Raw genomic sequence first — 21,190 nt, 5'->3', positions numbered from 1 at the left:
CCGCGCCCTTGCCGTCTAGTCGCCCTTGCGCGGCGCTGTCGTCGCCGCTTCGGTGACGATGCGGTTGTGTTCCTTGATATAGGCGTCGGTGGCACTGCGCCACGCGCCGAAGTCGGCCAGCACCAGCTTGGCCGACACCTTGGCGTTTTCGGCGATGCCCGCATACACGCCTTCCAGATACACGCGCGACTGCTCGGTTTCTTCCTTGGTCAGCAAGTCAGCCACATCCTTGGGAATGCGCTTGGTCAGCGGGCTGGCCTCGTTGAGGTTGCGCACGAAGCCGTTGTAGCAATCCTGCCAAGCCGCGACCTTGGCCGACACGCTCTCGATTTCTTCGTTCTGCTTCGACATGGCGGGAATGCGCGGCGCCGGGCAACGGAACTGGCCCGTTGTCAGGTCGGCGCCATCGTATTTGCCGATCCAGTAATCCAGGTCGGCACGGCGCGCCTCGCGCTTTTTGATCATCTCCAGCGAGCCGGCGGCGGTCTTGTTGCCCTTGGCTGCGGACTTCTTGAACCAGGCTTCGGCCTTGGCCAGGTCGACCGTGCCGGCCTCGCCGTAAAAATACATCTCGCCCATGTGCAGCTGCGCTTCGGCGTTGCCGGCGTTGGCCAGCTTGGTGTACAGCTGCAGCGCTTGCGGATAGGCCTTTTTCGCAAACAGGGCGTTGGCGTCGGCCAGTTCGTCCGCGTGCGCCACGCCGGCGAGCATCAAGCCCAGGCAAAACAGGTATTTCTTCATCGCGTGTAGGACCTTGTATTTGTACGAACCATGTGGTCGAACCCGCATCGTCACCAGATGACATGGCAGGGCGGCGCGTGCCGCCCTGCCCCGTTCAATCCAGCGCGCAGCGGAAGTCGTCGAGCAAATCGGCGGTGTCTTCGATGCCGACCGAAACCCGGATCAGCGATTCGGCGATACCCATGCTGGCGCGCCGCTCGGCACCCATCTCGAAGAAGATGGTGTGCGACACCGGAATCACCAAGGTGCGCGTATCGCCCAGGTTACTGGCGGAGATACCGAGCTTGAGGCGATTGAGGTAATCGAAGCAATCGATGCCATCTTTCAGTTCAAAGCTGAACAGCGAACCGTACGCCTTGAACAGATCGCTCGCCAGCGCATGCTGCGGGTGCGATGCCAGGCCCGGGTAATACACCGCCGCCACGCGCTCGTCGGCTTCGAGCATGCGCGTGACCGCCAGTGCGCTGGCCGAAGCGCGCTCCATGCGCAGCGCCAGCGTTTCCGCCCCCACCGCGATATGGTGAGCCGCTTCCGGTGCCAGCGAGGCGCCGAAGTCGCGCAGGGCCTTGGCGCGCAACTGCGCCATGCCCCACTGCGCCGGCGGATTGCGCTTGTAGTTGGCCGCAATGTTCGGGAAAGCGCTCCAGTCGTACTCGCCGGTGTCGGTCAGGCTGCCGCCGAGCGCATTGCCGTGGCCTCCGATCGACTTGGTCAGCGCGTTCACCACCAGCCCGGCACCGACCGTTTTAGGCCGGAACAGGTAGGGCGACGTCATGGTGTTATCGACCACGAACAGAATGCCGCGTTCCTTGCACAGCCGGCCGATGCGCGCCAGGTCCGCCACCTGCGTGCGCGGGTTGGCGATGGTTTCGACGAACACCAGGCGCGTGGCCGGCGTGAGCGCGGCTTCGACGTTGGCCACGTCGGTCGCATCGGCAAACGCCACCTCGACGCCCTGCCCGGCCGCCGTTTGCCACAGGCTGTTGGTATTCCCGAACAAGAACGACGACGACACGATGTGGTCGCCGGCGCGCAGCAGCGCCTGGAACACGGCGCCAATGGCCCCCATCCCGGTCGCAAAGCACAAGGTCGATACGCCGTCTTCCATCTTCGTGATCTTGTCTTCGAGCGCGGAGATGGTCGGATTGCCCTGGCGGCCGTAGCGAAAGCCCGGCTCCTTCCCCTGGAACACCGACGCCAGCTGGCGCGCGTCGTTGTAGCCGAAGGTGACCGACGTGTGAATCGGCTTGTGCAGCGACCCGTGCTCGATCGGCTTTTGCCGGTCGTTGTGCAGGATGGTCGTGGTGAAGCCGTAGCTTTTCTTCTCGCTCATCAGTTACTCGGCGGTCGCCAGGTTCAGGTTCAACTGGGTGCGCGCCGCATCTTCGGCCGGAGCGGCTTTCGGATTGTGGCGCGCGAATTCCAGCCGGTCCAGATATGCGGGCGTGACGTCGCCAGTGACGTACACGCCGTCGAAGCAGGACGCCTCGAAGCTGGTCAACGCCGGATTGACGTCCGAGATCGCGCGCTTGAGCGCATCGACGTCCTGGTACACCAGGGCATCGGCCGTGATCTCGCGGCAGACTTCCTCGGTGCTGCGGCCGTAGGCGATCAGTTCATCGCGGGTCGGCATGTCGATGCCATACACGTTCGGGAACAGTACCGGAGGCGCGGCCGACGCGAAGAACACATTGCGGGCGCCCGCTTCACGCGCCATCTGCACGATTTCCTGGCTGGTGGTGCCGCGCACGATCGAGTCGTCGACCAGCAGCACGTTCTTGCCCTTGAATTCGGAACCGATGGCGTTCAGTTTCTGGCGTACCGACTTGCGGCGAATCGCCTGGCCCGGCATCAGGAAGGTGCGGCCGATGTAGCGGTTCTTGATGAAGCCTTCGCGGTACTCGACGCCCAGCTTCAACGCCAGCTGGATCGCGGCAGGACGCGAGGAATCGGGAATCGGCATGACCACGTCGATTTCGCCCGACTTGAACTCCTGGCGCACCTTGTCGGCCAGGTACTCGCCCATTTTCAGGCGCGTGGCATAGACCGAAGCACCGTCGAGGATCGAATCGGGGCGGGCCAGGTACACGTACTCGAATGCGCAGGGATTCAACGACGGGTTGTCGGCGCACTGGCGTTCGTGCAGCTTCATGTCCATGTCGATGAACACCGCTTCGCCCGGCGCGATATCGCGCAGGAAGCGAAAGCCCATGCCTTCCAGCGCCACCGATTCGCTGGCCACCAGGTATTCGGTGCCGTTGTCGGTTTCGTTGGTGCCGATGCACAGCGGACGGATGCCGAACGGATCGCGGAAGGCCAGCAGGCCGTGGCCGGCGATCTGGGCGACGACGGCGTAGGCGCCGCGCACGCGCCGGTGCACCGCTTGCACCGCCTTGAAGATGGAATCGGGATCGAGCGTAAAGCCGGTGGTCGATTCCTGGATTTCATGCGCCAGCACGTTGAGCAGCACTTCCGAGTCGGAATCGGTGTTGATGTGGCGGCGGTCGTTGCGGAACATCTCGGACTTGAGCTGTTCCTGATTGGTCAGGTTGCCGTTGTGCGCGAGCGTGATGCCGAACGGCGCATTCACGTAGAACGGCTGCGCTTCTTCCTCGCTGGACGAACCGGCGGTCGGATAGCGGCAGTGGCCGATGCCCGAGTTCCCCTGCAGCGAACGCATATTGCGCGTGCGGAAAACGTCGCGCACGAGGCCATTGGCCTTGTGCATGGAAAACATATTGGAATGACTGGTTGCGATCCCCGCCGCATCCTGACCGCGGTGCTGCAACAGCAGCAAAGCGTCATACAGCACTTGATTGACGGGGTTATTCGAGACGACGCCGACGATGCCACACATGGTGCGCTCCTAGAGACTGGACCTACTGATTTTAAAAAATATCAAAACTGAACATGCCGCGCCAAATCAGCGGGCAACAATGTCTTTACCATCCGCGCGCCCTCTTCCGCCATGGGGCTCGATACCGCCTTGGTCCAAAAGGCCTGCTTGGGCAGGTCGGTCATGCCGCACGAGATGACGGCGGCCAGCACGATCACAACCCCGCGCGCGAGGCCGAACGTCGCTCCCAGCAGGCGGTTCGCCGGACTCAATCCCGTGGCCTTGACCATCAGGTCGACCGCCATCATGACCAGTCCCATCAGGATGCGGGTGCCGAGGAACAGCGCCACGAAGGCGACCATCAGGCGTACCGTTTCGCCGGGGATCACCGACAACATGGGCGCGAGCTGGGCGCCGTAGGCGTTGGCGACGACGAAGGCCACCACCCAGCTGATCAGCGACAGGATTTCCTTGACCAGGCCGCGCAGCGTGCCGATGATGACCGAGGAAATCAGGATCACCAGCACCACATAATCGAACTCTGTCACCGTGCGTCCGCCCAAACGTGTGTCATCAGCCCGGGACCATGATGCCCGACAGTCCCATCTTGCTTAACTTGGCGCGCACTTTTTCGGCTTCATCCTTGCTGAACGGGCCCACCTGCACGCGAATCCGGTCGCCCGACTGGGTCGGTATCTTGTGCGTGAACGAGCGGATGCCCGCGCCGCTCAATTTGGCCTGCAATTCGTTGACTTTTTCCTGGGTGGCGAGCGCCGCGACCTGCACCACGAAGCGCTGGTTCTCATCGACGGCTTTCTCGGGCGCCTTGCCTTCGAGGATGGATATGGCGCGCTGGGCGTCCGGCACCGGCGGCTTGACGGCCGGTTTTTCCTTTTCCTCTACCTTGGGCGGTGCCTTGGCAAGCGGTTTATCAACCGGCTTCTCGACCGTTTTTTCGACGTGCTTTTCGGGCACTTTCTCGACGTGCTTGACCTCGGCGACTTTCGGCTCCGGCTTCGGCTTGTCGGGTTTGACTTCGGGCTTGGCCACGACTTTGGGCTCGGGCTTGACGACCGGTTTCGGTTCCGGCTTGGCTACCGGTTTGACGTCGGGTTTCACCGCCGGCTTGACTTCGGGCTTGGCCACGGTCTTGACCTCGGGCTTGGCCTCGGGTTTGATCTCCTCCCTCGGTACCGGTCTTTCTTTCGGCAGCGTCACCATCGGCACCGGCGGCACGTCGACGATTTCTTCGCGCTTGTCGAGCGCATCGGCGGCAGCCACGGCGCGCGGCTGCGCCTGCGGCGCGACCTTGTCCTTGGAGGGAATACGGATATCGATGTCGCCGGCCAGCGGCTTGGGTTCGGAATCGAGCACCATCGGCAAGCCGACCGCCACGCCCAGCGCCAGCGCGACGGCGCCAACCAGCCGGCGGCGCGCACGCTTTTTCTCGGGCAGAACGGGATCGGCGGCGGCGCGCGCATCCTTGCCGCGGCGGGCTGCGGGTTCGCCGGCGGAAGATGCGCGTTTGGAACGGGCACGGGCGGCGACGGTGTCGTCGTCCGACTTGGAATAATAGCCACTATCTTCCGTGGATTCTTGCTTGTTTTTATTGAGGAACGAGAACAAGCCCATGCGTTTTTCTTCAGTGATGTGAGGATTTTCGGGCAGCCATGACACCGGCGACGGTGTAGAAGGAGCCAAAGACCACAATTCTATCATTCTCCCCGGCTCGACTCATTGCATTTGCAAAAGCCTGGGCCGGATCGGCGAAGGTTGTGACGCTGCGCTCGCCCGGTTTGGCGTCACCAAGCGGCAGCGCCGCCAGGGTAGCGGCCAGCGTTTCCGGGTCGGCCGCGCGTGGCGATGGCAGGTTGGCCACGCACCAGTGGTCGACATATTGCGCCATCGGGGCAACAACGCCATCGATATCCTTGTCCTGCATGATGCCGAATACGGCATAGGTGTAGGGATGAAAGCCCATGTTGCCCAGATTCTGGGCCAGCGCCGACGCCGCGTGCGGATTATGGGCGACGTCGAGGATGACGGTCGGGCGTCCCGGCAGCACCTGGAAGCGCCCCGGCAGCTCGACCACCACCAGCCCGGTGCGCACTTCCTGCGCGCCCACCGGCAGTTCGAAGCGCAGCACTTCGAGCGCGGCCAGCGCGGCCGAGGCGTTGAGCAGCTGATTGGCGCCGCGCAGGCTCGGGTAGGCCAGCGAATTGCGGCGCTGTTCGCGCCCGCCGTAGTTCCACTGCTGCTTGTCGCCCGAATAATTGAAGTCGCGCCCCAGCAGCCACAGGTCGGCGCCGATCGCTTCGGCGTGGGCGATGAGGGTCGGCGGCGGCACCGGGTCGCTGCAGATAGCCGCTTTGCCGGGGCGGAAAATGCCCGCTTTCTCGAACCCGATTTCGTCGCGCGTGGTGCCGAGGAAATCGGTGTGGTCGATATCGATCGAGGTGACGATGGCCACGTCGGCGTCGATCACGTTGACCGCGTCCAGGCGCCCGCCCAAACCCACTTCCAGGATCGCCACGTCGAGCTTCGCGCCGGCCAGCAGGTGCATGATGGCCAGGGTGGTGAATTCGAAGTACGTCAGATCGATGTCGCCGCGCTGCGCTTCGACGGCGTTGAAGCTGGCGATGAGCGCTCCATCGGACGCCATGTCGCCGTTGATGCGGGCTCGCTCGTTAAAGTCGAGGAAGTGCGGCTTGATGTACAGGCCCACCTTGTAGCCGGCGCGCAGCAGGATCGCTTCGAGCATCGAGCAGGTCGAGCCCTTGCCGTTGGTGCCGGCCACCATGATGACCGGGCAGCTGAAGGCCAGATTGAGGCGCTCCTTGACCTGGCGCACGCGCTCGAGGCCCATGTTGATGTGGACTTCGGCGTGACGCGATTCGAGCAGAGCCAGCCAGTCGGGCAAAGTGGTGGGGAGAGTGGACATGGAATGAACCTGTAAAAACAACGGCGGCTCATGGAAGCCGGGCACGCATGCCCGTCCGCCATGAACCGCGATGAAACAACCGGTGTGAACCAGTCAGAATAGTCCCAGCCAGGAGAGGCGATCAGGCCAGGACTTCAACCGCCTGGTCTTGCAGCAGCGCGAGCAGGCGCGCGATTTCTTCGCGCATCTTGCGGCGGTCGACGATCATGTCGACAGCGCCCTTGGTGACCAGGAATTCGGCGCGCTGGAAACCTTCAGGCAGCTTCTCGCGCACGGTGTTCTCGATCACGCGCGGGCCGGCAAAGCCGATCAGTGCCTTCGGCTCGGCGATGACCACGTCGCCCATGAAAGCGAACGACGCCGATACGCCGCCCATGGTCGGGTCGGTCAGCACACTGATGAACGGCAGCTTTTTCTCGGACAGCTTGGTCAGCATGGCCGTGGTTTTTGCCATTTGCATCAGCGACAGCAAGCCTTCCTGCATGCGCGCGCCGCCGGTGGCGGTGATGCAGATGAACGGTACTTTTTGTTCGAGCGCGATCTGGGCGCCGCGCACGAAGCGCTCGCCGACCACGGAACCCATGGAGCCGCCCATGAATTCGAATTCGAAGCAGGCCACCACCACCGGCAGGCTCATGATGGCGCCGCCCATGACGATCAGCGCATCGGTCTCGCCGGTCGCTTCCATCGCCGCTTTCAGGCGGTCGGGGTATTTTTTGCTGTCTTTGAACTTGAGCGTATCGACCGGCAGGGTTTCCTGGCCGATTTCATAGCGGCCGCCTTCGTCGAGCAGGCCGTCGAGGCGCTCGCGGGCGCGGATGCGCATGTGGTGGCTGCACTTCGGGCAGACGTGGAGATTCGATTCGAGGTCGGTACGGTACAGGACGGCTTCGCAGGAGGGGCACTTGACCCACAGGCCTTCGGGCATGGTCTTGCGCGCGGCAGCGTCGGAACGCTGGATTCGTGGGGGCAGTAGTTTCTCTAACCAACTCATACATTTTCCTTCTGCGGCATCTTAGTGGTCGGTAGTTTAGCCGTTAAGACCCTGCTTGTCGAACACAACGGAATGAAAATTGCTCATTTGATATTCTTTTCGGTCGTGGCACGGGTGTTGGATCGTCAACTCATCAGCGGGGTTCCGCGTGCGGCGCGAAGGCGTGCGATGCGCTATGCTCCACGCATGAATCCCTTGCATCCTAAAAAATTACTGCTTTCAAAATGGACGGCGCTCGCTCCCGTGAACAAGGAGAAGCATTTTATCGTGATCAAGGTGATCGAGCCCGAGCAGCCCGGCGAGGCCGTGGAGTGGGTCGATATCGATGCCGTTCACAGCCGGCAGACGCGGCGCATCGCGTGGAAAACGCTGCGCGACGAAACGCAGTGGCGCCAGGGCTGGCTGTAAGGAAAGCGCAGCCGGGTCGACGACCCGGCTGCATGCGGCGCTAGTGAATACTCACTCGGCGCCCGCCTGGTTCGGAGTGAACGCTTACTTGGCCGCCTTGGCGCAAGTGGTTCCGCCCAGCACCGGTACCTGGGTGCCCGCGCTGCCGCTGGTGCCCTGGAAACCGAACTCGACGGTTTGGCCCGGCTGGATCACCCCGTTCCAGCCCACGTTGGTCGCCGTGTAGCGGTTGGTGCCGCTCAGGACCGCATTCCACATGCTGGCCACTTTCGAGCCATCCGAGTAGGTCCAGCTCACGCTCCAGCCGTTCATGGCACTGGTGCCGCGGTTGGTGATCTGCACCGCCGCGTTGAATCCGCCCGGCCACTGGCTGCGCACCTGGTACACGCACTGGTTGGTGGGCGTCGGCGTTGGCGGCGGTTCCACCGGTGGCGGCGGATCGATCGGCGGGGTCGTGGTTCCGCCCGGCACGCCTATGGCGATGCCGCGTCCGGCGGTACTCATGTACACAACGCCGTAACGGTTCATGTCGCCGATGACGAACTGGCCGTTGCCCGGTCCGCCGTACTGGTGAGCATCATCGTTGACGCGCACCCAGGTGGCGCCGGTATCAACCGAGCGGTGCACGCCTTTCACGCCGCCGACCGTACCCCAGATAAACACCGTCGGGAAGCTGGCGCCCGGCGCCGCGGCGCCAAAGCCGACCGCGGCGGCATAGCTCACGCTGCCGATGCTGCTGAAGCTCGCGCCTGAATCGGTCGAGCGCGCAAGACCCGCACCATACAGCGGCACCCACAGCTCGCCTTCGCGGTTCGGCACCGCGCGGATCACCTTCGATCCGCCCGACTGCAGGCTCGCTTTCGGCGCGAACGACACGCCGCCATCGGTACTGACGAACATGCGACCGTTGTCATAGGCGTAAAACTTGCGCGGGTTGACGGCATCGGCCACCGGACGGGCACTGGTCACGTTCAAGCCATTCACGGCAGTCCAGCTCGATCCAAAGTCGGTCGAGCGGTAGCTGGTGGCCGAATTGTCCGGGCTGTGCAGCAACACGGTGCCGTCGGACGAGAGCGCGACCTGGCCGTTCTTGCCGTTCATCAGCGCACTCTTCTTCCAGGTGGCGCCGGTGTCGGTCGAGTAGTACATGCCTGGATTATCGTTGCCGCCCACGCGCGCCAGCACCGAGGTTTTGCGCGCAGCAAAATCGAGGCCGGTGGTGCTGCCGATCGATGGCGTGTGGATCGGCGCATAGCGGGTCGGATCGGTGTGGCGGAAGCCATCGTAGTCGCCGATCACCGACATCAGCGGTCCGCCCGGGATGCTGACCAGGTTAAGCGGCACGGTTTCTTCCAGCCCTGCGACGTTGAAGGTCCAGGTGGCCGGGGTCGCGTTGATATTGGCGGTCTTGAAGATGCCATTACCGGACGACACCCACGCCGCCTTGGTATCGAAAGGATCGAGCTCGACCGTGCCAGCCCAGTGGATCGCCTTGTCGCCGACCCAGGACACGCCCGCGCTATCCTTCGCGAAGCCGCGGGCGATCACGTCGGTCCAGCTGGCGCCGCCGTTGGCCGAGGTGTAGATGCGGTCGCCCCAGGCGTTGCCCTGCTGCTGGTAGGTGTTGACGGTTGACGCCACCAGGTTGTTCGGATTGTCTGGCGCCACGCTGATGCCGCTGAACGCCGAGCTGATGCCGGCCGGCGTGACGTTGGTCCAGGCGCCGGTGCCCACGTTGTACTTCCAGATCTGGCCGCGGTCCATCGGTTCCGGCTGGGCCCAGTGGCCGTGCGGACCGGCGCCGTTGGCGTAGGTGACGTACAGGTTGCCGTCGCTGGCGCGCGCCACGCGTTGCGGCATCAGGTCGGTCGGGGCGCCGGCGACAGGTGCGAAGGTCTTGCCGCCATCGTTGCTGCGGTACAGATTGGGGGCCACGTAGCCGAAGCGCGACACGCCCACCACGATGCGCTGGGCCGCGCCACCCACCACGCTGGACGGGTCGAGCGAGACGAAGTTGATCCCGTTTTCGTTCGGCGTGGTGGTCACGTTCAGGCTAGCCACGCGGGCCCAGGTGGCGCCGCTGTCGACGCTCTTGAACAGACCGTTGGCGCGGGTGCCCACGTACAGGATGTTGCTCGAACCGGGATCGACCTGCAGGCGTTCGCCGGTCTGGCGGCCCATGCCGTTGCCGTGCGCCTTGAACAGGGCCGTCACATCGGTCTTGATGAAGGTTTTGCCGTAATCCGAGGAACGCAAGATCATGGTCTTGCCGTTGTTGAAGTAGCTGATACCGGCCAGCATGTATACCTTGGCGGCATTTTTCGGGTCGAGGGCGATCGATTCGATGCCCAGCAGGCCGGTTTCATCTTCCGACGCCCAGTCGATCAGCGGCACCCAGCGCGCGGCGGTGTTGTCCCAGCGATATGCGCCGCCGACGTCGGTGCGGGCGTAGGCCAGGCCTTTTTGCGTCTTGCTCGGAATCACCGCCGAGACGAAACCGCCGCCGCCCATGGCGACACTGTTCCACTGGTAAGTTTCGGATGCGGCCGAGGCCGGTGCGGAGGCGGCGGCGCACAAGGCGCAGGCGGCTGCAATCGTCGAGAGTCGATGCACGAGAGTCATGGGATTCGCTTTTCTTGGTGGCGTTGGAAATGAAACCGTTTTCAAACATTGGCGAAGCCATGCTATGCCGCGTATGTATGCGCGTCTAATCTTTATTTTGCGAGAAAAATGGCGGAAAGTGGACGAATTAGCATGGTTTACGGGCAAAATTTGCAAGCCGTAAGCAAGAGGCGATGATGTGAGTTGAAGAAGGGTTTTCGCCCGGAATGAAGCGTGTGCTGAACCGCCATCGGTGACGAGGCCGGTTCAGCCATTCATCTTCAGCGTATTAAGGATTGTCTGGCGTTTCGCTCGACATTGCGGGATCGCTGGAAGTCCCGATAGGCTCGACAACCAGCTGCTATCCTAACGACTTCATCACCTGCATCACGGTAGCGAGGCGCGGGGCACTTTCTTCGCGAAGTGTGTTGTACAGCGCATCGTAATTGACGCCGGCACTCGGTGCGATGCTGGTCTTGGCACGGGCGCGCGCAACCGTACTGAGGCCGTGGACGAACATTGTCACATCTTCCTCATCCAGGTACACGTTCAGGTAAGCGGTGATCTCTTCGTCGGAATCGAGATGGTCGGCGGCATCGAACCGTGGCAAGGCATTGATCGCATCCATGTCAAATGCGACCGGCGCCGCAATCGCTTTTTCACCAGTTTTCATCACCGCAGCTCCCGAATTTCACTGCTCAAATGCCTTGGCGCGTTCCCTGGCAGCACGGATATCCGCTTGCTGACCGTGTTTGGTACCGCCACCCAACAGACGAATGATTTGGTTACCTACGAACGCAGTGGCGAAGGCGCCGCGATAACCGGGCTATACCTGATCGCCGGGCGGTGATCCGGGGACTTCAGCCTCAACCGGTCTGTTGATTGGTTCAACGACCAGACGCAGTCCTAACGATGTCATGACGCGCATGATGGTGTCGAGGTGGGGACGGCTCTCTGCGCAGAGCGCTGTACATAAGCCTTCGCGCGTGGATGCGGATGATTGGGCAATCTCTGCCACTCCAGGAGCGCGCGCTACCGTTGCCAGGGCGTGCGCAAGCATCGTTGCGTCGCCCTCCTCCGAGAAAATGTTCACAAACCCGACAATCGCCTCCTCCGAATCAAGATAATCCGCAGGCTCGAAGCGGGGGAAAGCACGAATAGCATTCGTGTCGAAGTCGTCTCCTGCAGAACTGACAGTGTGTGTCGTTTTCATTCTCGACATCCTATGGTGAGACGGGTCAAGGAGGAAATCCAAGACCCATTCTACCGACAGCACCACCGCGCACGAGTCGACCTGCGTCAAGCTTCTCAGCTATCGAGCGCGCTACGAATTCCCGCTACGAAACGCTGCACCGCCTCGACCGCCTGGTCCTTCGGGGTCGCCTCGATCTCCTGGATAATCCGGCTGCCGATCACCACCGCGTCGGCCACCTGCGCCACCGCCCTGGCGGTCTCGCCATCGCGAATCCCGAAGCCCACGCCAATCGGCAGCTTCACATGTTCGCGAATCGGCGCCAGGCGGCGCGCGACATCCTCAACGTCGATATTGCCCGCTCCCGTGACGCCCTTGAGCGACACGTAGTAGCTAAAGCCGCTGCCGAATTTGGCAACCTGCGCGATGCGCTCCGGAGTCGACGTCGGCGCCAGCAGGAAGATCAGATCGAGCTCGCTGGCGCGCATCGCCGTGGCAAATTCCTCGCACTCCTCCGGCGGATAATCGACCACGATGGCGCCATCGGCCCCCACCTCTTTCGCCCGCGCGATGAACGCATCGGGCCCGATCCGCTCGATCGGATTGGCATAGCCCATCAGAACCACCGGCGTGGTCTGGTTGGTCTTGCGGAACTCGCGCACATAGCCGAACACGTCGCCGATGCCGACATTGAACTTGAGCGCGCGCTCGCAGGCGCGCTGGATGACCGGCCCTTCGGCCATCGGATCGGAAAACGGCACTCCCAGTTCGAGGATGTCGGCGCCGCCGGCAACGAGGGCGTGCATCAGCGGCACGGTCATTTCCGGACCCGGGTCGCCCGCCGTGATAAAGGTGACGAGCGCGGTTTTTTTACTGGCCGCCAAAGCGGCAAAGGTTGGTGCGATTCTGGACATGGCGATGCTTTCTTGTAGGGTGGTCGAAAAGGTCGGACTTCAGAAACAACTGAACTAAAAAATCAGCTGAAATCGAGCCCCATCCGCTCCGCCACCGTGTGCATGTCCTTGTCGCCCCGGCCCGACAGGTTCACCAGGATCAGCTGGTCCTTGGGCAGCGTGGCCGCCAGCTTGGCCGCATACGCCAGCGCGTGCGACGACTCCAGCGCCGGGATGATGCCTTCGATATGGCAGCAGTCATGAAACGCCTGCAGCGCTTCGTCATCGGTCACCGACACGTACTGCGCGCGTCCCAGATCCTTCAACCACGCGTGCTCCGGCCCCACGCCCGGATAATCGAGGCCCGCCGACACCGAATGCGTCTCGATGATCTGGCCGTTCTCGTCCTGCAGCAAATAGGTGCGGTTACCGTGCAACACGCCCGGAATGCCGGCCGTGAGCGACGCCGAATGCTTGCCCGAATCGAGCCCTTCGCCGGCCGCTTCCACGCCGATCAGCTTGACGTTCTTCTCGTCGATGTAAGGATAAAAAATCCCCATCGCGTTCGAGCCGCCGCCGATACAGGCCAGCACGTAGTCGGGCTGGCGTCCGGCCAGTTCCGGCATCTGCACCAGGCATTCCTCGCCGATCACCGACTGGAAGTCGCGCACCATCATCGGATACGGGTGCGGACCTGCCACCGTTCCGATGATGTAGAAAGTGTTTTCGATGTTGGTGACCCAGTCGCGCATCGCTTCGTTGAGCGCGTCCTTGAGCGTCTTGGAGCCCGATTCCACCGGCACCACGGTCGCGCCCAGGAGCTTCATGCGGTACACGTTCTGGGCCTGGCGCTTGACGTCTTCGCTGCCCATGTAGACCACGCATTCGAGCCCGAAACGGGCGCAGATGGTGGCCGTGGCCACGCCGTGCTGGCCGGCGCCGGTTTCGGCGATGATGCGCGGCTTGCCCATGCGCTTGGCCAGCAATGCCTGGCCGATCACGTTATTGATCTTGTGCGCGCCGGTGTGGTTCAGGTCTTCGCGCTTGAAGAAAATCTGCGCCCCGCCCTGCTGCTCGGACCAGCGCTTGGCGTGGTAAATCGGCGACGGGCGGCCGACGAAGTGCTTGAGCTCATAGCGGAATTCGTCGAGGAACTCGGGGTCGTGACGATATTTGGCGTACGCCTCTTTCAGCTCAGCCAGCGCGTGGGTGAGCGTTTCGGCGACGAAGGAGCCGCCGTACGGGCCAAAGTGGCCGCGCGCATCGGGCAGCTGGTAATCGGAAGTCTGGAAAATCGGGGCGGCAGGGCCGCGCGCAGGTGCGTCTTTCATGAGTATGCTCGCTTTCGAAGGTGATATCGGCAGGCCGGCCGCAGCCGCGAAGGCGGCGGTCCATGGCTGGAAAAACAGGGGGCGTGAGCAGCCCCGCGTCAATCGCGTTTAGTACGCCCGAGCCACCACACAAAACGACCCGAGGCGCGCGTTCTTTTGGAATGAGTAACCAAATCGCAGCCTTTCCTGCACCACCGTGGAGGTCACGCGCTCCGGGCGGACGCCGGATGCGGGCAACTGGTAGTGCGGTATTGTTGAACGTATTCTAGCAAATCGGCGCCGCTTGTGGTGGCGCCGACGCATCAGGCGCTTCAGGCCCCGTGATCGGCCAACCGTACGGCCCCGGTGAAAGCATCGATCTTGGCGGGATCCTTGACGCCCTTGGCCTGTTCGACGCCGCTGCTGATGTCGACCGCGTACGGACGCACCTGGCGCACCGCGCCGGCCACGGTGTCGACCGTCAGGCCGCCGCTCAGCACCACACGTGGGGCCAGTTCGGCCGGAATGACGGCCCAGTCGAAGACCTTGCCGGCGCCGCCGTAGGCGTCCACGAAGGTATCGAGCAGCAGGCTTGAGAACAGCGGGCTGGCGGCGCGGCACAGCGCCTCTTCGGCCAGCAGGTCGGCGCCCGTGGTTTCGGGACGCACGCGGAACACGCGCATGAACGGACGCCCGACCGCGGCGGCAATCGCGGCACACTCGTCCACCGTTTCGTCGCCATGGAACTGCAGCTGCGCAAACGGCGCCGCGGCGGCAACCGCCCTCACCTCGTCGATGCTGGCGTTGACGAACAGCGCCACCGTGGAGACGAACGGCGGCACCGCCGACATCAACGCGCCCGCCTGCGCGGGGGTGACATGGCGCGGGCTTTTCGGATAGAACACGAAGCCGAGTGCGTCGGCGCCCGCGCTGACTGCGGCCTGGACGTCTTCAGGGCGGGTCAGCCCGCAAATCTTGATGCGTGTGCGTTGCATGAATGGCCTTTTAAAACCAGGGCAGTGGACGGGCCGCCTCGTGCGGCAAGCCCCATTTGGGATCGTAGTCGATCTTGGCCAGGTACAGGCCATCGGGCATGAAGGTGGGCGCGGCGTCGTTGCGGTCGCGCCCTTCGAGCACGTCCTGCAGCCATGCGGGCGAATGACGGCCCTGCCCGACGTAGATCAGGGAGCCGATCAGGTTGCGCACCATGTGATGCAGGAACGCGCTGGCGCGCAAGGTGAACACGACCACTTCGCCATGCCGCTCGATATGGACCGCGTGCATCTGCTTGACCGGCGACTTGGCCTGGCATTGCGAGGAACGGAAAGCGGAAAAATCATGCGTGCCAACCAGGCACTGCGCGGCGGCGCGCATCAGGTCCACGTCGAGCGGGCGAAATACCCAGCCGGCGCGGCCCACCAGCAGCGGCGAGCGGATCGGATTGTTGTACAGGACGTAGTGATAGGTGCGCGCAAAGGCGGCGAAGCGGGCGTGGAATTCCTGCCCCGGATGCTCGGGCACTTCGGTGGCCCAGCGCACGGCAATCGCGTCGGGCAAAAAAGCGTTCACGCCGCGCACCCAGGATTGCATGCTGCGCGACAGATCGGTGTCGAAGTGGACCACCTGTTCGAGCGCGTGAACGCCGGTATCGGTACGGCCGGCGCAGGTGGTACCCAGCTCGACGCGCGCGAATTTTTCGAGCGCGATTTCGAGCCGGTCCTGCACCGTGTTGCGGTCTGGCTGTTTCTGGTACCCGTTGAAGGCGGTACCGTCGTACTGGACTCCCAGTGCTATCCGCTTCAATCTAGATCCAGTAACAGCCGTGGTTCATCAAGCCAGCTTGATGCGCATCTCGTTCGCCTTCGCCACCTGGGAAGCGCTGCCGCCCTTGATGACTTCGTCGAGCAGTTCGCGTGCACCTTCCTTGTCGCCGATTTCCTGATAGGCGATGGCCAGGTCAAGCTTGGTCTCCATCTCCATCTGGACCGCCGTCAGTTCGCCGACCGGCACGTCGCTGGCGCTGCCGATGTCGTTGAAGTCCGGCAGTGCGGTGGTGTCGGCGCTGCTGCCTGCAGGCAGGTCGAGATCGAGCGAGTGCATGTCGAAGTCCGGCGCGGCGTCAGCCTTGGCGGTCTTGGTGTCGGCAGCAAACGGATCGTCGTTGGCCAGGCTAGGTACGGCGCCCGGCGTGGTCGATTGCGGCAGGTCGAAGTTCATGCCATCGAGGTTGAAATCGTCGTCCGCTTGCGGCTTCGACAGGCTGACCGTGCTGGCCGCCGGCGCTGGTGCGCTGGTCGCCGGAGCATTGAAGTCCATGTCGAAATCCATGTCCGGCGTGTCTGCCTTCACTGGCTCGACGTGGACCGGCGCTGCCGCTGGCGTGTCGAACGACAGGTGATGCTCGTCCATGACTTCCGCCGGCGGCGTCACCACCGGTTTGGTGTCGGGAACTGGCTCGAAGCTCATGCCGCCCAGGTCGAAGTCGAGGGTGTGCTCTTCGGCTGCCTTGGCCGCTGGTGCTGCCGGTGCTACCGGTGCCGGTGCAACCGGCGTGGCGGTGGCGTCCTTGCTCAGGTCGAGGTCGAGGTCCATCAGCGCGCTGTGCGGACCGTTGTCGATTGCCGAAGCATCGAACTGGTCGGCCAGATCGACGCGCTGATTGCTTTCAGCGGCTGCGGCATTGCTGCCGGCGCTGGCGTACAGCGGGTTCATCGCATCGATCGACAGGCCCAGTGCAGCCGCTTGTGCCCACTCGTCGCCCTGGCCCTTGGTCATGCCGTACAGTTCGCTTGCCTGGCTCTCGAACGCGCGCTGATCCTTGCGGGCGGCGTAGATTTCCAGCAGTTTCAGGCGGACCGGGTAGCGGTCAGGATGGGTGCGCAGCGCTTCCTTGAGGATCTCTTCAGCCTGGGCATCGCGGCCGTAGGCGATGTAGACGTCGGCTTCGGCGACCGGATCGACTTCATTGGTGTCGAGCTGGCTGGCCGATGGGGCGAAGCTGGAGTTGAACACGCTGTTGTTGGTGTCCACGCTCTGGCCGCCGGTTTCGGCGAACAGGGAGTGCGCCTGGTCGGTCGGCGCGCCGAGGATCGACGGCTCCGACGGATTGCGCTCGACCTGCTTGCGTTCGCGCCATTTCGACAGGCCGAACAGGCCGGCCAGCAAGGCAACGATGGCAGCGACCACGAGGACGATGTTTTCCATCAGCATGTCGAAGAAGCTTGGCTCCGGTGCCGGCGCTGCCGGCTTGGCCACTGGCGGCGGTGCGGGCACGACGGCCGGTGCCGGCACGGGCGCATCGGCAACCACTGGCGCTGGCGTCACTGCCGGCGGGGTCGCTGCCGGCGGTGTGACAGGCGGCGTCACGGCGGCGGCAGGCGGCGGCACTGGCACGGCCGCTGGCGGCGGTGTGACGACCGCTGGCGGGATGGCAGGCGCGGCGGCCGGCGGCTTGGCGCTGACCACTTCCGTGATCGGCGTCTTCGGCGCGGTCGCGCCGGCGGCGGTCTTGCTCTTGACCGTCATGATCTTTTCGAGATCGCCGACGTTCTTTTCCAGTTCCTTGACGCGCTTGGTGGCGTCGGCCATGGCTTTTTCTTTGGCGATCTTGTCTTCCGGCGTCAGCGCGCCGGTTTTGCCGGCGGCGTCGGTCGCGCCGGTCGCTTTCGACAGCTTGAGCTGGTCTTTCGATTCGTTGGCGGCGGTTGGACGCTCGGCCACCTTGGCGGTGATCTTGCCGGCGGCGCTCTGGGTTTTTTCAGGCTCCTTGTCGGCCGAACCGCTGGCGACCTGGCCGGCGAGCTTGTTGCGGTACGCGTTGAAGTCGGTGGCATGGGCCACAACGACGCCGCGCGCTTCGCCTTCGGAACTCTTGATCGATGCCGCCTCGGGCACCGCCAGGATCTGGCCCGATTTCAGGCGGTTCATGTTGTTGCCTGCAAAGGCGTCCGGATTGGCGCGGTACAGCGCGACCAGCATCATGTCGAGCGAAATATCGGCCGGCTTGATTTGCGCCGCGATCTTGCCCAGCGTATCGCCACGCTTGACCTTGTACTCGCTGTCGCCCTCGCCCCTGCCGGCAGCACGCTGCGGCTCTTGCGATGGAGCGGCCTTCGGCTCGGCTGCCTTCGGTTCCGCAGGCGCTTCGGCAGGCGGCTTGGCGGCGCTTGCCGGTCCAGTCTTGGCGCCGGCCTTGGCACCGGCCTTGGCGCCGTTGCGGTTACCCTGCGAGAGCACGTCGACCGGCGCGGATACTTGCGCGGTCTGGGTCGAACGCATTTCGACAGGATCGAGCAGGAAGGTGTATTCGCGTACCAGTCGGCCCGACGAACCCCAGTTCAATTCGAGCAACATATCGACGAACGGTTCGTTGACAGGCTGCGAAGAAGTGACTTTGATGAACTGGCGGCCGCCGCGCTGCTCGACGCTGAAACGCAGCGACAGCAGGGCAGGATTGAAATCGATATTGGCTTGACGGAAGGCTTCTGCCGGGGCCAGCTTGGCGGTCAGACCGCTCGCTTCGTCATTGGCAACCGAGGTCAGTTCGATCTCTGCGTTCAGGGGCTGGCCGAGTGAGGACAGTACGGTCAGTTTACCGAGACCTGCCGCGTATGCCGAGGTGGACAGAAACACCGCACTGGCGACAGCGCCTGTGAGGGTTTTCAACGCGAACGAAGTGAGCTTGGAGCGAGTGTTTAAATGCATAGTTGGCGGCATCATGAGTTGACGGGGGAGAAGGCTGGTTTCCCGGAGGTCTCAACATATCATCATGCACTAGAGCATGCAAGTTTTTGGAGCAACTATGTCGGGCAGTTGCTCACTAAATACGCAATTTCGCGCTTTCTGTAACAGCTCACTCAGAACCGCATTCATGCCGTTATGTCAAGTACCTTGCAAGATTTAACAACTGAATTATCAAGAAGGATACGAAAAACCGTGGTAACGGTGGCTAAAAACGCAAGTCTCGCGCCGGCCACCGCTGCCGTGTTGTGCACTGATTGCATGCACAACACGCAATTCTACACGTATTTACTTGTCCAGAATAATCCGCAGCATGCGGCGCAACGGTTCGGCGGCGCCCCACAGCAACTGGTCGCCCACGGTGAAGGCGGACAGGTACTCGCCGCCCATCGACATCTTGCGCAGGCGGCCGACCGGAATGGTCAGGCTGCCCGTGACCGCGGCCGGCGACAGGTCGCGCACCGACGCCTCGCGCGTGTTCGGCACTACCTTCACCCACTGGTTGTTGGCGGCGATGATGTCGTTGATCTCGTCGAGCGGCACATCCTTTTTCAGCTTGATGGTCAGCGCCTGCGAGTGGCAGCGCATCGCGCCCACGCGCACGCACAGGCCATCGACCGGAATCTCGGTGCTGCCGAAGGCCGCGCCCAGGCCCAGGATCTTGTTGGTCTCGGCGCCGGCCTTCCACTCTTCCTTCGATTGGCCGTTGCCCAGGTCCTTGTCGATCCACGGAATCAGGTTGCCGGCCAGCGGCGCGCCGAACTGCTTGATCTCCTCGGCCGGCATGCCATGCTGGGTCGCCAGCACGGTGCGGTCGATTTCGAGGATGGCGGCAGCCGGGTTGTCCAGCAGCGCTTTCACCGATTGATTGATGGTGCCGAACTGGGTCAGCAGCTCGCGCATGTGCTGCGCGCCGCCGCCGGACGCGGCCTGGTAGGTCATGGAACTCATCCAGTCGACCAGGTTGTGCTGGAACAGCCCGCCCAGGCCCATCAGCATGCACGACACGGTGCAATTGCCGCCAATGTAGTTCTTCACGCCCTTGGTCATCGCGTTCTTGATGACGTCGAGGTTGACCGGGTCGAGCACGATGACGGCGTCGTCATTCATGCGCAGGGTCGAAGCGGCGTCGATCCAGTAGCCGTTCCAGCCGGACGCGCGCAGCTTCGGGAATACCTCGCTGGTATAGTCGCCGCCCTGGCAGGAAATGATGATCTCGCATTTCGACAGCTCGGTAATGTCGGTTGCGTCTTTCAGGGTAGTCTCGTTCTTCGCCATCGCAGGTGCTTTACCGCCCGCGTTCGACGTAGTGAAGAACACCGGTTCGATGTGGGCGAAATCGCCCTCGTCCTGCATGCGCTGCATCAGGACCGAACCAACCATACCGCGCCAACCTACCAAGCCTACTAATTTCATCTTCTTTCCTCGTTATTGTTAAAGACCGCTTTACCCAAGCGACTTGACCACTGCATTGCCCATTTCCTCGGTACCGACTTTGGTGGTACCGGCTTCAAAAATATCCGCCGTGCGCAAGCCTTGCGCCAGCACTTTCTTCACTGCGTTCTCGATGCGGTCGGCCTGCTCGACCTTGTTGAGCGAAAAGCGCAGCATCATCGCGGCCGACAGAATCGTCGCCAGCGGATTGGCGATGCCCTTGCCGGCGATGTCGGGCGCCGAACCGTGCGACGGCTCGTACAAGCCCTTGTTGCTGGCGTCGAGCGAGGCCGATGGCAGCATGCCGATCGAACCGGTGAGCATGGCCGCGCAGTCGGACAAAATGTCGCCGAACATATTCCCGGTGACCATGACGTCGAATTTCTTCGGCGCGCGCACCAGCTGCATCGCCGCGTTATCGACGTACATGTGATCGAGCTCGATGTCGGGATACTCCTTGTGCACGTCGGTGACGATATCGCGCCAGAACTGGAACGTCTCCAGCACATTGGCCTTGTCCACGCTGGTAACGCGCTTGCTGCGCTTTTGCGCGGCCTGGAATGCCACGTGCGCGATGCGGCGGATTTCCGTTTCGGCGTAGCGCATGGTGTCGAAGCCTTCGCGCTCGCCCTTGAACGGGCCGTCCGGGCATTCGCGCACGCCGCGCGGCTTGCCGAAGTAGATGTCGCCGGTCAGTTCGCGGATGATCAGGATGTCCAGGCCCGACACCACTTCCGGCTTCAGGGTCGAGGCCCCGGCCAGTTCCGGATACAGGATCGCCGGACGCAGGTTGGCGAACAGCGCCAGCTCGCGGCGCAACCCGAGGATGGCCTGCTCCGGGCGCAGCGAGCGCTCCAGGGTGTCGTACTTGAAGTCGCCGACGGCGCCGAACAGCACCGCGTCGGCGCTCTTGGCCAGCGCCAGCGTGGCCGGCGGCAGCGGATGGCCGTGGGCGGCGTAGCCGGCGCCGCCGACGTCGGCGGTCTCCATCTCGAATTGTTCGCCAAGGACGTTCAGTACCTTGACCGCTTGCGCCATGATTTCAGGGCCGATGCCGTCGCCGGGCAGGATTGCAATCTTCATGTGATCTCTTTTTCTTG

General features: G+C 63.2%; 18 protein-coding genes. 1 reads left to right on the top strand and 17 read right to left on the bottom strand.

What is annotated here, in order from left to right; translation table 11 throughout:
• Positions 1-15: 15 nt before the first annotated feature.
• The 7 genes from CR152_RS16455 to accD all read right to left on the bottom strand — a co-directional run bounded on the left by CR152_RS16455 (position 16) and on the right by accD (position 7,512).
• Entirely contained in the window at positions 16-741 is a 726-nt protein-coding gene (locus CR152_RS16455; protein ID WP_099876117.1) for a tetratricopeptide repeat protein, read from the bottom strand.
• 94 nt (positions 742-835) lie between these two features.
• A complete protein-coding gene (locus tag CR152_RS16450) occupies positions 836-2,074 on the bottom strand; it encodes a cystathionine gamma-synthase family protein (protein WP_099876115.1) in 1,239 nt (412 codons plus the stop codon).
• Between the two features lie 3 nt (positions 2,075-2,077).
• Positions 2,078-3,598, bottom strand: a complete 1,521-nt coding sequence (gene purF / locus CR152_RS16445; RefSeq protein ID WP_099876113.1) for an amidophosphoribosyltransferase — start codon at positions 3,596-3,598, stop codon at positions 2,078-2,080.
• Between the two features lie 41 nt (positions 3,599-3,639).
• A complete protein-coding gene (locus CR152_RS16440) occupies positions 3,640-4,125 on the bottom strand; it encodes a CvpA family protein (RefSeq protein ID WP_099882402.1) in 486 nt (161 codons plus the stop codon).
• Positions 4,126-4,150: 25 nt separating this feature from the next.
• Positions 4,151-5,209 carry an SPOR domain-containing protein gene (locus CR152_RS16435; RefSeq protein WP_099876111.1) on the bottom strand — a complete coding sequence of 353 codons (1,059 nt, stop codon included), beginning with the start codon at positions 5,207-5,209 and terminating at the stop codon, positions 4,151-4,153.
• A gap of 10 nt (positions 5,210-5,219) precedes the next feature.
• Positions 5,220-6,518, bottom strand: a complete 1,299-nt coding sequence (gene folC / locus CR152_RS16430) for a bifunctional tetrahydrofolate synthase/dihydrofolate synthase (protein ID WP_099876108.1) — start codon at positions 6,516-6,518, stop codon at positions 5,220-5,222.
• Positions 6,519-6,639: 121 nt separating this feature from the next.
• Positions 6,640-7,512: an acetyl-CoA carboxylase, carboxyltransferase subunit beta gene (gene accD, locus CR152_RS16425; RefSeq protein ID WP_054263957.1), complete on the bottom strand. Its 873-nt coding sequence runs from the start codon at positions 7,510-7,512 to the stop codon at positions 6,640-6,642.
• Positions 7,513-7,584: 72 nt separating this feature from the next.
• Here accD and CR152_RS16420 point away from each other — a divergent pair, with 72 nt between their 5' ends.
• On the top strand, positions 7,585-7,920 hold the full coding sequence (locus CR152_RS16420) for a TIGR02450 family Trp-rich protein (protein ID WP_307718581.1): 336 nt from the start codon (positions 7,585-7,587) through the stop codon (positions 7,918-7,920).
• 84 nt (positions 7,921-8,004) lie between these two features.
• On the opposite strand, the gene CR152_RS16415 is transcribed toward CR152_RS16420, so the two are convergent.
• The 10 genes from CR152_RS16415 to leuB form a co-directional block, all read right to left on the bottom strand.
• The gene (locus CR152_RS16415; RefSeq protein ID WP_157778540.1) at positions 8,005-10,542 is read right to left on the bottom strand and encodes a cellulose-binding domain-containing protein; all 2,538 of its coding nucleotides are present in this window, start codon (positions 10,540-10,542) and stop codon (positions 8,005-8,007) included.
• 340 nt (positions 10,543-10,882) lie between these two features.
• Positions 10,883-11,194, bottom strand: a complete 312-nt coding sequence (locus CR152_RS16410; protein WP_099876104.1) for an addiction module antidote protein — start codon at positions 11,192-11,194, stop codon at positions 10,883-10,885.
• A gap of 153 nt (positions 11,195-11,347) precedes the next feature.
• On the bottom strand, positions 11,348-11,734 hold the full coding sequence (locus tag CR152_RS16405) for an addiction module antidote protein (RefSeq protein WP_157778539.1): 387 nt from the start codon (positions 11,732-11,734) through the stop codon (positions 11,348-11,350).
• Positions 11,735-11,829: 95 nt separating this feature from the next.
• Positions 11,830-12,627 carry a tryptophan synthase subunit alpha gene (trpA, locus tag CR152_RS16400; protein WP_099876100.1) on the bottom strand — a complete coding sequence of 266 codons (798 nt, stop codon included), beginning with the start codon at positions 12,625-12,627 and terminating at the stop codon, positions 11,830-11,832.
• Positions 12,628-12,689: 62 nt separating this feature from the next.
• Entirely contained in the window at positions 12,690-13,937 is a 1,248-nt protein-coding gene (trpB, locus tag CR152_RS16395; RefSeq protein WP_099876098.1) for a tryptophan synthase subunit beta, read from the bottom strand.
• A gap of 311 nt (positions 13,938-14,248) precedes the next feature.
• Positions 14,249-14,911 (bottom strand): phosphoribosylanthranilate isomerase, encoded by a 663-nt coding sequence (locus CR152_RS16390; RefSeq protein ID WP_099876097.1) that lies wholly within the window; start codon positions 14,909-14,911, stop codon positions 14,249-14,251.
• A 10-nt stretch (positions 14,912-14,921) separates the two neighbouring features.
• Positions 14,922-15,719 (bottom strand): tRNA pseudouridine(38-40) synthase TruA, encoded by a 798-nt coding sequence (truA, locus tag CR152_RS16385; RefSeq protein WP_099876095.1) that lies wholly within the window; start codon positions 15,717-15,719, stop codon positions 14,922-14,924.
• 27 nt (positions 15,720-15,746) lie between these two features.
• Positions 15,747-18,620 (bottom strand): motility hub landmark protein FimV, encoded by a 2,874-nt coding sequence (locus CR152_RS16380; RefSeq protein WP_099876093.1) that lies wholly within the window; start codon positions 18,618-18,620, stop codon positions 15,747-15,749.
• A 324-nt stretch (positions 18,621-18,944) separates the two neighbouring features.
• Positions 18,945-20,072 (bottom strand): aspartate-semialdehyde dehydrogenase, encoded by a 1,128-nt coding sequence (asd, locus tag CR152_RS16375; protein WP_099876091.1) that lies wholly within the window; start codon positions 20,070-20,072, stop codon positions 18,945-18,947.
• 30 nt (positions 20,073-20,102) lie between these two features.
• Positions 20,103-21,173, bottom strand: a complete 1,071-nt coding sequence (gene leuB, locus CR152_RS16370) for a 3-isopropylmalate dehydrogenase (RefSeq protein ID WP_099876089.1) — start codon at positions 21,171-21,173, stop codon at positions 20,103-20,105.
• Positions 21,174-21,190: the final 17 nt, after the last annotated feature.

This window comes from Massilia violaceinigra (assembly GCF_002752675.1).
GTDB lineage: Bacteria > Pseudomonadota > Gammaproteobacteria > Burkholderiales > Burkholderiaceae_D > Telluria_A > Telluria_A violaceinigra.
Note: the sequence above shows the minus strand (reverse complement) of the source record. Positions and strands in the feature narration are given on the sequence as shown.